Consider the following 13853-nt stretch of genomic DNA (forward strand, 5'->3'; position numbering starts at 1 on the left):
ATGAAGAGATGAATGAGAATTATTGAATTTAATTTCCCATTTCTGATAGGAATTTAATCCTCATCAATTGTACTTCTTCACGTGTATAGTCGTCGTTTCCTAATTCGGCAAGTGCATCGTCAATAGAATCAGCTTCAGCGGTGCGGAAATAATCAAATACTTCTTCCTGTTTATCCTCATCCATTACCTCATCAATATAATAATTGAGGTTAAGCTTGGTTCCGGAGTTAACAATAGTTTCTACTTCCTTAAGGATTTCCTCATAGGTAAGTCCTTTTGAGGCAGCTATATCATCAAGGTTTAAATGACGGTCAATATTCTGGATAATGAAAACCTTAAGTGCCGATTTATTAGCGGCGCTCTTGATCACCATATCAACCGGACGGTCGATATCATTATCTTCAACATATTTCTGAATCAGATCTGTAAATGGTTTACCAAACTTAAGCGCTTTACCCGCACCCACGCCAGAGATTTGTTTCAGTTCCTCGGTATTGATGGGATAATGCGTACACATTTCTTCTAAGGATGGATCCTGAAAGATTACGAACGGCGGTAAGCCTTTTTGTTTTGCCAGCTTTTTACGTAAATCTTTTAGCATTTGCAGCAACTGGGTATCTAATGCGCCACCCCCCTGTTTAGGCCCGTCAGCGTCATCATCGTCATCAGTGCCTTCTATGATGTGGTTCATCACAAAGCGAATGCTGTGCGGGTTCTCAATAAAGGAATTACCCAACTTGGTTAATCTAAGCAAACCATATTGGTCAATATCTTTTGAAAGATAATTGTTCAATAACGCTTGCCTTAATAGGGAATTCCAGAGATTTTTCCCCTGCTCTTTTCCAGAACCATAATAATCAAGCAGGTCGTGCTCATAGTTCTTTATTTGCGCGTTCTCCTCAGCCATTAATATACTAATGATGTAGGTGTCGTCAAATTTCTCTCCTATATGCTTTATAAGGCTAAGTGCCTTATGCAAATGCTCTTCTCCGTCAAAATGCTCTTTGTGGCCAGAGCAGTTGTCGCACATATTATTACAGCCTGCCTCATTAAAATTCTCGCCAAAATAATGCAGCAATTGTTTACGGCGACACACCGAGGATTCACAATAGTCAATTACTTCTTTTAAAATCTGTGTACCAATCTCACGTTCGGCAACAGGCTTATCCTTCATAAATTTTTGAAGTTTGTCAATATCTTTTTCAGAATAAAAAGCCACACAAACACCTTCGCCCCCGTCACGACCGGCCCTCCCAGTTTCCTGGTAATAACCTTCCATGCTCTTAGGCACATCATGGTGAATTACATAACGTACATCTGGTTTATCAATACCCATTCCAAAGGCAATGGTTGCTACTATAACGTCAACATCCTCCATCAGGAATTTGTCCTGAGTATCGGCACGTACTTTCGGGTCTAAACCTGCATGATATGGCAAGGCTTTTACTCCGTTAAGGCTAAGCGCCTCGGCCACTTCCTCTACCTTCTTACGGCTCAGGCAATAAATAATTCCCGATTTACCTTGATTTTGTTTTACAAACTTTACGATCTCTTTGATTACATTACGCTTGGCACGTACTTCGTAAAATAGGTTTGAGCGGTTAAATGAAGATTTGTAGATAGTCGCGTTGTTCATTTGCAGGTTTTTCTGAATATCCTGCTGAACCTTTGGCGTCGCCGTCGCCGTTAATGCTATGATTGGTATATTATCGCCAATATTGCTGATCACCTGGCGAATTTTGCGGTATTCCGGTCTGAAATCGTGTCCCCATTCAGAGATACAATGTGCTTCATCCACCGCTACAAATGATACCTGGTTAAGGCGTAAAAAATCGATATTTTCCTGCTTGGTTAATGACTCAGGGGCTACGTATAATAGTTTGGTTTTTCCGGCCAAAACGTCTTCCTTAACCCGTCCTATGTCTGCCTTGGTAAGTGATGAATTTAAAAAATGAGCTATACTATCTGAACCACCAAAGGCTCTTAACTGATCTACTTGATTTTTCATCAGCGCGATCAGTGGTGAAATTACTATCGCGGTGCCGTCGCTCATTAAAGCCGGCAATTGGTAACACATGGATTTACCACCACCTGTAGGCATAATCACGAAGGTATCATTGCCTGCCAGAATGTTAGTTATGATCGCTTCCTGCTCCCCTTTAAAGTTGTCAAATCCGAAAAAATTCTGGAGGTTATCAAATAGCGACTTCTTAGTTTCTATCATTATCTTAAATAATCTTAAAGTCCAATTTAAAAGTTTAAAGTAACAAATTTTTCTCAATAAACGATTGATTTACTTTTAAATTTTATACTAATATGATTATTAAATGAAAAACAATTTGTTTACTTCACGTATTTAAATTGTTATATAATTATTTAGTTTCAATTAATATATAATTATCAGATTATTGTACATTTTTGCGGTGGCTAAACCAAATAATAATTCTTAAAATTACACATGAACAAAAACTACTATGCCATCATTATGGCAGGCGGAATAGGCAGCCGTTTTTGGCCGATAAGTCGTACTTCACACCCCAAACAGTTTATAGATATCCTGGGAACCGGTAAAACTTTAATACAAAACACCTACGAACGCTTCCTGAAAGTGTGCCCCCAAGAAAATATTTACATTGTAACCAATGAAAACTATACCAAACTGGTAAAAGCCCAGCTTCCGGATATCGAAGACCAGCAGATCCTCACCGAGCCGGTAATGCGTAACACAGCTCCCTGTGTAGCGTATGGCTGTTTCAAGATAGAAAGCATGAATCCTGACGCGGCTATCGTGGTGGCCCCCTCAGATCAGCAGATCCTGGATGAGGATGCCTTTGTAAGCGCCATTGAAAAATCACTGCAAACAGCAACCGAACATAATTGCCTGGTGACCCTGGGCATCAAGCCCACCAGGCCGGATACCGGTTATGGATATATCCAGTATACCGAAAATACCATCAGCGAAGATTTTCATAAGGTTAAAACCTTTACCGAGAAACCTACGCTGGAGATAGCCAAAACCTTTATCCAAAGCGGCGACTTTTTGTGGAACGCGGGCATCTTTGTATGGTCGGCAAAAGCAATTGTAAAAGCATTTGATACGCATTTACCCGAGATGCATGAGATATTTACCGATGCCAAGCCTTACTATAATACCGATAAAGAAAAAGCCTATATCCATAAAGCTTACCAGCATTGTATCAATATCTCGATAGATTACGGGGTGATGGAGAAAGCCGGCAACGTATACGTACTGCCATCGGAGTTTGGCTGGAGCGATCTGGGCACCTGGGCATCTATTTATGACCTGGCCGAAAAAGATTATGTAGGTAATGCCGTTATCCCTTCAGATAAGGTGATCATGTATGATTCATCCAACTGCATGGTCAATGTTCCCGGCGAAAAATTGGTGATCCTTCGGGGCCTGCATGACTTTATCGTGGTGGAATCAAACAACACCCTGCTTATTTGCCCAAGGGATCAGGAGCAAAGCGTTAAACAGGTTGTAGCCGATGTGAAGAGTAAGTTTGGAGCAAAGTACATCTAATTGGTGAGTGGTTGATTAGGTGAGTAGTTATTTTCGGAAAGAAACTGCTCACCTAATCAAACCCAATTAACCATTCACCGCATTGCGTTGTCTTATCGCCTCATACAAAATCACACCTGTTGATACAGATACGTTAAGTGATTCAATCTCGCCAAACATGGGGATTTTAGCAAGGTGATCTGAAATTCGGATAATCTCGTTACGGATTCCATCCTCTTCAGAGCCCATAATGATAGCTGTGGGAGCGGTATAGTCCGGTACATAAATATCGTCCTTTGTTTTTTCGGTACAGCAAACCAGCTGCAACCCCGATTCCTGTAGAAATTTAACAGTTTGCATGAAATTATCATGGCGGCAAACGGGTATCTTATACAATGCACCTGCTGATGTCTTTATGGCGTCTGGATTTATTTGTGCAGATCCTTTTGCCGGTATCACAATAGCGTGTACACCGGCACATTCCGCTGTACGGGCTATGGCTCCCATATTACGCACATCGGTTATAGAATCCAAAACTAATATCAATGGTACCTCACCCTTTTCAAATACCTCAGGGATAATATTCTCTATCTTTTGATAAATAATAGGCGAAATAAAAGCAACTGCGCCCTGGTGATTTTTAGCGGTTAAGCGATTAAGTTTTTCAACGGGTACTTGTTGGGCAGTTATATTATATTCGGTTAACAAAGCCTTTAGTTCAAACGATAAACCACCTGCCACACCACGTTGTATATATAAAGCCTCAATTTCTTTTCCGGAAGTAATGGCTTCCATAATGGCCCTGATACCAAAAACCATCTGGTTACTCTCTCTTTGAGGTCTTGAATTAAATGTCATTTTTACTGTTGAATTATTTTGCAAAAGTAGCTATATTAATTGATTTTGCCGTTATTGAACTCAATTCCCATTTTGGTTCAATTGTAATAGTTAACAAATTGAAACGTTATCAACATGGCTTTAACGCATTGATAACCAAATGATGTTAGTTCTTATCAACACTTTACTAACAATTCGGTGTCAATTTCCAGCCTTAAATTATCAAGCTGAGAATGATTGATTTAAAACTTCGATACACTATGTTAGTTGAATAGTTTCCGGTCTGAATTTTTTTTGTATATTTTTGTTGCCTTATGAGTTTTGAGAACGAGAATCAGTATAGCAAGCCTAATACAAACGAACGACGTAGCCGGATAACTAACCCAACTCCATATAGTGGAATGGGTAAACTTCCACCGCAGGCAACGGATCTTGAGGAGGCAGTATTAGGGGCATTGATGCTGGAAAAAGATGCCCTTTCATCAGTGATTGACGTTTTAAAGCCCGAAGTTTTTTACCGCGACAACCATCAAAAAATATTTACGGCCATAAAAGTACTTTTTGAAAAGTCTCAACCGGTCGATATCCTTACCGTAACCGCAGAGTTACGTAAACTTGGCGAACTGGAGATGATTGGCGGGGCTTATTATATAACAGAGCTTACCAGCCGCGTTGCATCGGCAGCCAATATTGAGTTTCACTCCCGTATCATCATACAAAAATATATTCAGCGCGAACTGATCAGGATCTCGACCGAAACAATCAATAGCGCTTATGAAGATACCAGCGATGTACTGGACCTGTTAGACAAAGCAGAAAAAAACCTTTTTGAAATAGCTCAAAGCAACTTACGCCGTGACGCCCGCAAAATGGACGACCTGGTACAGGAAGCGTTGAAAGATATTGAATCTTTAAAAGATAAAAAAGACGGATTAACAGGTGTGCCATCAGGTTTTACCGGTTTAGATCGTATGACCTCGGGCTGGCAAAAATCCGATTTGGTGATTATAGCTGCCCGTCCCGCGATGGGTAAAACGGCCTTCGTATTAAGTTGTGCACGTAACGCCGCGGTTGATTTTGATAAGCCTACCGTAGTATTTTCGCTGGAGATGTCGTCGGTACAGTTGGTGAATCGTCTGATAGCCGGCGAGGCCGAAATTGAGCAGGAAAAGATCCGTAAGGGAACGCTGGAGGAATGGGAATGGCAACAGATCCACTCCAAAATTGGCCGGCTTGAAAAATCTGTCTTCATTATTGACGATACTCCGGCCCTTAACATATTTGAATTTAGGGCTAAATGCCGCCGTTTAAAAGCACAACACGATATACAGCTAATCATCATCGATTACTTGCAGTTGATGCATGGTAAGGCTGCAGATGGTAAAGGCGGCGGTAACCGTGAACAGGAAATTGGTAGTATTTCACGTGCCTTAAAATCTGTTGCAAAAGAATTGAATGTGCCGGTGATTGCGCTGTCGCAGTTAAGTCGTGCGGTGGAGCAAAGGCCGGGTAACTCCAAAAGGCCGATGCTGTCGGATTTGCGTGAATCTGGATCGATCGAGCAGGATGCGGATATGGTATTATTCCTTTACCGCCCTGAGTATTACGGTTTAACTGAAGATGAAGATGGCAACCCTACACAAGGCGTTGGTGAGGTGATTATAGCCAAGCACCGTAACGGTGAAACTGGTACGGTCAGGCTTAAATTCGTTGGTAAATATGTGAAGTTCGCCAACCTTGAAGAAGGAATGGATGGCTTCCCTCCTGCTGCCGGAAGTGCTTTCGCCGGCCTGGCGCCGTCACAGGATTTTGAAAAACAAAGCAACTTCATTATCCGTCCTTCAAGAATGGACGATATTGATGACGAGCCGCCATTTTAATGTGCAAATTATAGATTTCAGATGTGCCGATGTTGGCAAATCATTGCGATATAACAACAAGCCCCGGTTTCTTTTCGAAATCGGGGCTTGTTGTTATATATAGTTCTTGTAGCTCTGGATTCGGGCTAATAGATCGGCGTAACACATCTACTGCTACCCTCTTAACATTATGCTTCTCTGTACGTACATCGTACCTAACTCCCCGGAAGGTATTTATAAGTTGAAATAAATCAAATAATAAATCCCAACACTACGCCAATTAAGATTATCAGCGGTGTTTTTATCCTGGTAAAATGGAGTAGCAAAAACGTAGCAAGCATCAAGACATAGGCCAGCCAGTTACCGCCAAACGGGCGTACTAATAATATTAACGCTGTAGCCATAAAACCTACTGCAACAGCATTGATACCATTTAAAGAGTTTTTGATACGGGTTATCTTCTTTAAGTCTTCCCAAAATGGCACAATAAACAAAATAAGGATCAAGCCTGGAGTATTAACACCTATAACGGCTACAATACTACCAATGATCTGACCACCAATACCGTAGCCTTTGTTACCTAAAGTGATACCACCCAAAAAGGAAGTGAATGAAAACGTTGGGCCGGGTAAAGCCTGCTGCAAAGCATACCCAGAAAGAAACTCCGAACTGCTCAGGTAATGCTTCACCTCCACAAATTCAGTATACATCAGTGGCACCATTACCTGCCCGCCACCAAATATTAATATCCCGTTACGGTAAAAATTCTCAAACAAACGAATAGGCAAACTGAAAGGAGATGTTTGATTAATTATGGCGCCCAAAGCAGCAAAAAAAAGTAGGATCCCTATAAAGTATGCCACTTTGTTTGGGTTTACATTTGAATATAACTTTACCCTTAGTTCATTTTCCTGTGGCTGGGTTTCCATAGCCGATGATATAATTCCTCCCAGTAAAATCAATAAAGGGAATGCATATGCGTTTTGCAAAATAAGTGTCGCAATGAGTGACCCTATAGCCAACATCATGCTTACCCTTGTTTTTAAAAACTTGTGAGCAAAACTATAAGTAGCGTAAGCAACAATACCCACAGCCATTGGTTGTACAAAGCTTATCACATGATTGAATTTACCCTGGTTGGCAAACATTTTATAACTTATGGCTGCCATTGCCATAATAGCGGCCGACGGCAAAATCCATATCAGGAAAGTAATTAACGCCAGTTGCAGCCCTCCTACTTTCCAGGCAATGCCAACCAGCGTTTGCGTTGATGAAGGCCCCGGTAATACCTGCGAGAGGGCATTCAGCTCCATCAATTCTTCTTCGGTAATATAGCGCCGCTTATGAACAAACTCACGCAGCAATACCGCAATATGAGCCTGCGGACCTCCAAAAGCGGTAAAAGTGTATATTAAAACATCCCTGAGGAATAGCAAATGACGTTTTTTCAAAATCAAAAAGCTTAATAGTCGTCGTCATCTTCTTCAATTCCCATAGCTGATCTGTAAACAGCCTGCAATTCCGAAAAAGCATGATTATCACGCTTCGTTTTGGTTACTTTCATGCCGTTTTCATAGGTTGTAATGGCATCCTGTTTACGATTAAGTGCTTCGTAAAGCTTCCCTAAGTGGTAGTAAGTACCCACATAACCGGGGTGATTATTAATAAGGTCTTCGTAATAACTCAATGCCTTATCTACCTGATTAAGACGCAGATATTCTGTAGCAAGTGCGTATTTTAAAAACTCGTCGTTGGGTTCATTCTTTATAAATTCCAGTAGCTTATCCAATCTGCTCAACTCCATTTTAAACTCTATCTTTTTTAACTAAATTTGCAAAAACCTATTGATATGAAAATCCTGGTATGTGTAAGTAATGTTCCTGATACCACCACAAAAATAACCTTTACTGATAACAACACCCAATTTAATACAAATGGTGTTCAATTTATATTAAATCCTTACGATGAGATAGCACTTGCGCGCGCTATTGAGTTAACCGATGGCGGTAAAGGTACAGTAACTGTTATTAATGTTGGTGAAGTGAGCACAGAGGCCACTATCCGCAAGGCTTTGGCAATTGGGGCTACCGATGCTGTACGTATAAATGCCAAACCTCACGATGCCTGGTATGTAGCTTATCAAATAGCTCAATATGTAAAAGCTAATCCTTTCGATTTAATCCTGACCGGTCGTGAATCAATAGACTATAATGGTTCAAAAGTAGCGGGTATGTTGGGCGAGTTATTAGATCTGCCATCAGTATCTATTATTAAAAAGCTGGATGTAAGCGAAAGCAGCGCTACTGTTGAACGTGAGATTGAGGGCGGTAAAGAGATCCTTACTATTCCTTTCCCCTTTGTAGCGGGTGCGGCTGAAGGCGTGGCAGAACCTAAGATCCCTAATATGCGTGGTATTATGTCGGCACGTACTAAACCATTAATTGTTGTTGAGCCTTTAGAGGTAAAAACATTTTCAGAGATCGTCAGTTATGAAACACTGTCTATTCGTGGGCAGGTAAAACTGGTTGCTGCCGATGACACAGCCAAGCTTGTTGAACTTTTACATACCGAAGCACGCGTTATTTAATTTTACCCCAAATCGACCTTTACAAAACACATGATCATATGTCAGTTTTAATATATGCGGAAAACGCCGGCGGAAAGTTCAAAAAGTCAATTTTTGAAGCAGTGAGTTACGCCCGAGCAATTGCCGATCAAAATAACACCAGCCTTGTGGCAATTTCCATTGGAGATGTAAGCACAGGTGAATTAGCTTTATTAGGTAAATACGGTGCCGAAAAAGTATTAAATGTTACTGGTGAAAAACTTAAAAATTTTGTAAACCAGGCCTACGCCTCTGTGATAGCCGATGCTGCCAAACAGCAGAATGCTGATATAGTGGTGTTATCTAACACCTTCTCCGGCCGTGGTTTGGCTCCCCGTTTAGGTGTAAAGCTGGAGGCAGGACTTGCCGATGGCGCCGTAGCCTTACCCGAGCAAAAAAACGGTAAATTTACCGTAAAAAAGACTGCTTTTTCGGGCAAAGCATTTGCCATAGTTGAATTAACCTCTGCAAATAAGGTTATTGCATTGGTGCCTAATTCCTATAAAGTTGTTGAAACAGGTGGATCTGCGCAGGTGGAAGACTTTAGTGTTGAAACAAAAGAATCTGATTTTAAAGCGTTGATCAAAGAGATCGTACGCTCAACTGATAAAGTTTCATTGCCTGATGCTGAGATAGTTGTTTCTGCAGGCCGTGGGCTTAAAGGCCCCGAAAACTGGGGCATGATTGAAGAGCTGGCCAACCTGTTGGGAGCCGCTACAGCATGCTCAAAACCGGTATCAGACGCTGGCTGGAGACCCCATAGTGAACATGTTGGACAAACAGGCATAGCTGTCAGTCCAAATTTGTATATTGCGATAGGAATTTCAGGGGCTATTCAGCACCTGGCAGGCATCAGTTCTTCAAAGGTTATAGTGGTTATCAATAAGGATCCCGAAGCTCCCTTTTTTAAGGTGGCAGATTACGGTATAGTTGGCGATGCATTTGAAGTAGTGCCCCAATTAATAGCGGCGGTTAAAGAATATAAGGCTTCAGCATAAAATAAAAGGTGCGATGGGTAACAACATGAAAAAAATTAAGCTGGATATAGTAGGATTATCATACAGCCAAACTCAATCCGGCGCTTATGCTTTAGTTTTAGGTGAGGTGAGTGGCAGGCGCAGACTACCTATTATTATTGGCAGTTTTGAGGCTCAGGCTATTGCTATAGAAATAGAAAAAATGACCCCGAGCCGCCCGCTAACGCACGACCTTTTTAAAAGTTTTGCGCAGGCCTACCAGATAGAGGTGCAGGAAATTATTATTTATAACCTGGTTGACGGTATCTTTTATTCCAAGCTCATCTGTAGCGATGGTAAACGTTCGGTTGAGATTGATGCCCGTACATCAGATGCTATAGCAGTAGCTGTAAGGTTTGATTGTCCAATTTTTACTTATGAATTTATACTATCAACAGCAGGCATTGTAATTGAGGGTAACGATTTCGTTTACCTTGAAAATATCAATGAAAGCCAGGACGATAAATCAGCGGGCACATCTGTAGGCAGCGGTTTTGCATCCCTAAGCATTGATGAACTAAAAACAAAATTACAGGAGGCGCTGGCCGAAGAATCGTACGAGAAAGCGGCTAAAATCCGCGACGAGCTAAATAAGCGTAAAGCATCCTGATTTCGGCTTTGAGAATTTCGGCTGGGGATTATCAAATACATATTCCGCAGGCGAAATTCTCAAATCCTATATATCGAAATTCGAATAATAAAACACCTCTCTTGTAAGCTCATCAGCAAGGCGTAACATTTAGGCTCAATTCGCTAAATACTGTCCCCCTTAGCTTTCTGATTTACATTTATTTCACTACTTTTCGCTTTTAATTTAACACAGAAAAATTTATTTAAATCCTGTACTGTATGAATATTAAGTTCCGCTTAATACTGATGAATTTTATGCAATTTTTTGTGTGGGGGGCATGGTTGCTTACTGTAGGTGCTTATTGGTTTCAAAACAAAGGGTGGTCTGGTGCGCAGTTCGGGGCAATTTTTTCAACCATGGGCATTTCATCCATATTTATGCCTGCTCTTGCTGGTATCATATCGGATAAATGGATCAATGCCGAAAAGCTGTATGGTACATTACATATTTTAGGGGCTATAGTTTTGTTTTGCGTGCCAATGGTAACAAGCCCCACAGTATTTTTTTGGGTTATATTGCTCAATATGATATTCTATATGCCAACCTTATCTTTATCTATAACGGTTGCTTATTCGGCTTTAAAAGGCGAAGGTAAAGATGTGGTTAAAGTTTACCCTCCTATTCGCGTATGGGGAACAGTTGGATTTATTGCAGCGTTGTTGGTGGTAGATGTTACCAAAAGCGAGACCAGTGCTAATCAATTTTATATTGCATCCGGCGTGGCATTGGCATTAGGTATATTTTCGTTCTCGCTACCTAAATGCCCTCCATTATTAGGTAAAGCGGGTAAGAAAACATTGAGGGATGCGCTTGGTTTAAATGCGTTCGAACTATTCAAAACACCAAAGTTTGCCATCTTTTTTGGGTTCTCGTTACTTTTAGGTGCAGCCTTACAGCTGACCAACGCTTACGGCACTACATATATTTTAGACTTTGCAAAAACACCTGCCTATAAAGGTTTATTTGCCGTAGAACATTCCAGCGCGATCATTTCCATTTCGCAGGTATCCGAAACGCTTTTCATTTTAGCTATACCCTTCTTTTTACGCAAGTTTGGTATCAAAAATGTAATGCTGTTCAGTATGCTGGCCTGGGTTTTACGTTTTGGTTTATTTGCGTTTGGCAATCCGGCCAGCGGTTTATGGATGATCATCCTATCCTGCATTGTTTACGGTATGGCCTTTGATTTCTTTAATATTTCAGGATCGTTATTTGTAGAAACACAAACCACTCCCGAAATACGCGGCAGTGCGCAAGGCTTGTTTATGATGATGGTAAACGGTTTCGGTGCTTTTTTTGGAAGTATTGCCAGCGGCTTTATTATTGATAAGTTTTTTATTCATGCCGATGGAAGTAAAGACTGGCATGGTATCTGGCTAACTTTTGCTGCTTATGCCTTGGTGATCGCGATTATATTTCCTTTCGTTTTCAGGTATAAACATAATATTGCATTGGAGCGTGCGATACAACACGCTTAAATCAATTGGCCAATAAGTCAATCTTATTCACTAACGCATAGCATTACCCATTTACGAATGAAAAAACATTACCGCGAGGAAAATGATTGCCTAAACTGCGGAACAACCTTAGAGGGTAAGTTCTGTTATAATTGCGGACAGGAAAACCTACAGATAAAAGAGAGCTTTGGGCACATGATGACCCACGCGATCAGCGATTATTTTCATTTTGATCACCAGTTTTTTCATACGTTAAAGCCACTGCTTTTTAACCCGGGTAAACTTACCACCGAGTATATGGCCGGGCATAGAGTACAATACCTGCACCCAGTAAAAATGTACATTTTTATAAGCCTGGTATATTTTGTACTGCTATTTAAAAGCAACACGCCGGAGATTGTAAAAATAACCGATAGTGAAGCTAATACAGAGCAGTCGACCGATAGCCTAAAAACTACCCTCAAAAATGGCATCAACAATAGCGTAATACTTAGTCCTGCCCAAAAGAAAGTTATCAATAACAAAGTTGACTTTAAAGCGGACAGTATTAAAAATGCTAATGCTGTCGCCCATAAAAAAGACACCATTAAAACTTATCAGCAGTATCTTGCGGTTCAGCAAAAGCTGCCGGCTAATAAGCGGGATAATTTTATAGAACAATATTTAGAGAAGAAACAATTTCAATGGGCGCACGATGGCAAATCGGCTAATGAAATAATAAACGAAGGAATGAAACATAATTTACCCAAGATGATGTTTTTATTTTTGCCTTTGTTTGCACTGATATTAAAGATCGCCTTTATTAAAAATAAAAAATTTTACGTAGAATACCTGATATATTCATTTCACTTTCATTGCTTCCTGTTTCTTTTTATTACCATATTAATGGTGATTCAATTGCTTATTCCACACCGCTTTATTGATGTTATCGTGATAATGGATATAGCTGCCCTATTAACGATACTATGGTACATGTATCGATCACTAAGGGTTGTTTATGGCCGGAGTCCTTTAAGAACAGTGACAAAAATGATAGGGATCTCGTTTAGTTATTTTGTGGTTTTTGCTATTTGCCTTACCTTATTAGCAGGGGTTACTGCGCTAACATCATTATAACATCAGCATGTTCAGAATTTAATAATTAACAAGTTGTTAAATCCTGAACATGCACAAATGTTGATTCAGGGACTTATTTCTTCCCTATCGCATATTGAATGCCGCCCAATAAATGTTTCAAATACAATGGGTCAGCGTATGATTCATCTGTATGGCCTAACTCTGTATAAAAAGCCCTGCCGCCATCAAAACTATGGTACCAGCTCATGGGGTGATTGTCGCCATTCTCGCCACCGGTATAGCTTTTTTCATCAATTTTGATCAGTACATGCAGGTCATCACCTATCCATTTGTAGTTGTACCACTCATCCCAGCGTTTCCAATCCTGCGGTAAATGTTTGGTAGCAATAAAATTATGATCAACTACATGCAAAACGGCGTCCTGCTGTTTGGGATGACTTTTAAAATAAGCGCCAACCAATTTCCCATACCAGGGCCAATCATATTCGGTATCAGTAGCAGCATGTACACCTACAAAGCCTCCACCTGCTTTAATATATTGCTCAAACGCAACCTGTTGGGTATCATTTAATACATCGCCCGTAGTGCTTAAAAATATTACAGCTGCATACTGTTTTAAATTTTCGGTTGTGAACTTTTCTGCATTAGTAGTGCTATCCACGTCAAAACCATTCTCTGCCCCTAATTTCATAATGGCAGGTACCCCTACTGCTATTGAATTATGGTGAAAGCCGGCAGTTTTGCAGAAGATTAATACTTTGGTTTTGGCCGCTGCATTAATAATAGAAGCGCCTATTAGGAGGCAAATAATAGTTAGTTTTTTCATATTTATAGTTAGGTTATTTTTA

Annotated in this window: 12 protein-coding genes; 7 read left to right on the top strand and 5 right to left on the bottom strand. The window is 40.5% G+C overall.

The features are described 5' to 3' along the window. Positions 1-28: 28 nt before the first annotated feature. Positions 29-2221, bottom strand: coding sequence for a DNA helicase RecQ (gene recQ / locus AC1D0K_RS01940; protein WP_477439451.1), 2193 nt, complete (start codon positions 2219-2221; stop codon positions 29-31). A gap of 237 nt (positions 2222-2458) precedes the next feature. On the opposite strand from recQ, the gene AC1D0K_RS01945 reads away from it, so the two are divergent. Continuing rightward, positions 2459-3544: a mannose-1-phosphate guanylyltransferase gene (locus tag AC1D0K_RS01945; RefSeq protein WP_477398592.1), complete on the top strand. Its 1086-nt coding sequence runs from the start codon at positions 2459-2461 to the stop codon at positions 3542-3544. A gap of 66 nt (positions 3545-3610) precedes the next feature. Here the strand turns inward: AC1D0K_RS01945 and rlmB are convergent, their stop codons facing one another. After that, positions 3611-4381: a 23S rRNA (guanosine(2251)-2'-O)-methyltransferase RlmB gene (rlmB, locus tag AC1D0K_RS01950; RefSeq protein ID WP_295713141.1), complete on the bottom strand. Its 771-nt coding sequence runs from the start codon at positions 4379-4381 to the stop codon at positions 3611-3613. 293 nt (positions 4382-4674) lie between these two features. On the opposite strand from rlmB, the gene dnaB reads away from it, so the two are divergent. Continuing rightward, positions 4675-6240 (top strand): replicative DNA helicase, encoded by a 1566-nt coding sequence (gene dnaB, locus AC1D0K_RS01955; RefSeq protein WP_477398595.1) that lies wholly within the window; start codon positions 4675-4677, stop codon positions 6238-6240. 230 nt (positions 6241-6470) lie between these two features. Here the strand turns inward: dnaB and chrA are convergent, their stop codons facing one another. Next, on the bottom strand, positions 6471-7670 hold the full coding sequence (gene chrA, locus AC1D0K_RS01960; protein ID WP_477398597.1) for a chromate efflux transporter: 1200 nt from the start codon (positions 7668-7670) through the stop codon (positions 6471-6473). Positions 7671-7681: 11 nt separating this feature from the next. Beyond that, positions 7682-8023, bottom strand: a complete 342-nt coding sequence (locus AC1D0K_RS01965) for a tetratricopeptide repeat protein (RefSeq protein ID WP_477398599.1) — start codon at positions 8021-8023, stop codon at positions 7682-7684. A 45-nt stretch (positions 8024-8068) separates the two neighbouring features. On the opposite strand from AC1D0K_RS01965, the gene AC1D0K_RS01970 reads away from it, so the two are divergent. From AC1D0K_RS01970 to AC1D0K_RS01990, 5 genes are all read left to right on the top strand, one after another. Continuing rightward, positions 8069-8806 (top strand): electron transfer flavoprotein subunit beta/FixA family protein, encoded by a 738-nt coding sequence (locus tag AC1D0K_RS01970; RefSeq protein WP_477398601.1) that lies wholly within the window; start codon positions 8069-8071, stop codon positions 8804-8806. A 38-nt stretch (positions 8807-8844) separates the two neighbouring features. Continuing rightward, complete coding sequence (locus AC1D0K_RS01975) at positions 8845-9822, top strand: electron transfer flavoprotein subunit alpha/FixB family protein (RefSeq protein ID WP_477398603.1); 978 nt, start codon at positions 8845-8847, stop codon at positions 9820-9822. A 25-nt stretch (positions 9823-9847) separates the two neighbouring features. Beyond that, positions 9848-10450: a bifunctional nuclease family protein gene (locus AC1D0K_RS01980; RefSeq protein WP_295713152.1), complete on the top strand. Its 603-nt coding sequence runs from the start codon at positions 9848-9850 to the stop codon at positions 10448-10450. 239 nt (positions 10451-10689) lie between these two features. Further along, positions 10690-11949 carry a nucleoside permease gene (locus AC1D0K_RS01985; protein WP_295713154.1) on the top strand — a complete coding sequence of 420 codons (1260 nt, stop codon included), beginning with the start codon at positions 10690-10692 and terminating at the stop codon, positions 11947-11949. A gap of 57 nt (positions 11950-12006) precedes the next feature. Further along, positions 12007-13044 (top strand): DUF3667 domain-containing protein, encoded by a 1038-nt coding sequence (locus AC1D0K_RS01990; RefSeq protein ID WP_477442810.1) that lies wholly within the window; start codon positions 12007-12009, stop codon positions 13042-13044. Positions 13045-13117: 73 nt separating this feature from the next. Here the strand turns inward: AC1D0K_RS01990 and AC1D0K_RS01995 are convergent, their stop codons facing one another. Further along, positions 13118-13831 (bottom strand): ThuA domain-containing protein, encoded by a 714-nt coding sequence (locus AC1D0K_RS01995; RefSeq protein WP_477399684.1) that lies wholly within the window; start codon positions 13829-13831, stop codon positions 13118-13120. Between the last annotated feature and the right edge of the window lie 22 nt (positions 13832-13853).

Source organism: Mucilaginibacter sp. P1_A3 (assembly GCF_056406855.1).

Coding starts and splice junctions, on each gene's coding strand:
- AC1D0K_RS01995 (WP_477399684.1), bottom strand. CDS start 13,831: ATGAAAAAACTAACTATTATTTGCCTCCTAATAGGCGCTTCTATTATT.
- AC1D0K_RS01970 (WP_477398601.1), top strand. CDS start 8,069: ATGAAAATCCTGGTATGTGTAAGTAATGTTCCTGATACCACCACAAAA.
- AC1D0K_RS01985 (WP_295713154.1), top strand. CDS start 10,690: ATGAATATTAAGTTCCGCTTAATACTGATGAATTTTATGCAATTTTTT.
- AC1D0K_RS01980 (WP_295713152.1), top strand. CDS start 9,848: ATGAAAAAAATTAAGCTGGATATAGTAGGATTATCATACAGCCAAACT.
- dnaB (WP_477398595.1), top strand. CDS start 4,675: ATGAGTTTTGAGAACGAGAATCAGTATAGCAAGCCTAATACAAACGAA.
- AC1D0K_RS01990 (WP_477442810.1), top strand. CDS start 12,007: ATGAAAAAACATTACCGCGAGGAAAATGATTGCCTAAACTGCGGAACA.
- rlmB (WP_295713141.1), bottom strand. CDS start 4,381: ATGACATTTAATTCAAGACCTCAAAGAGAGAGTAACCAGATGGTTTTT.
- AC1D0K_RS01945 (WP_477398592.1), top strand. CDS start 2,459: ATGAACAAAAACTACTATGCCATCATTATGGCAGGCGGAATAGGCAGC.
- AC1D0K_RS01965 (WP_477398599.1), bottom strand. CDS start 8,023: ATGGAGTTGAGCAGATTGGATAAGCTACTGGAATTTATAAAGAATGAA.
- AC1D0K_RS01975 (WP_477398603.1), top strand. CDS start 8,845: ATGTCAGTTTTAATATATGCGGAAAACGCCGGCGGAAAGTTCAAAAAG.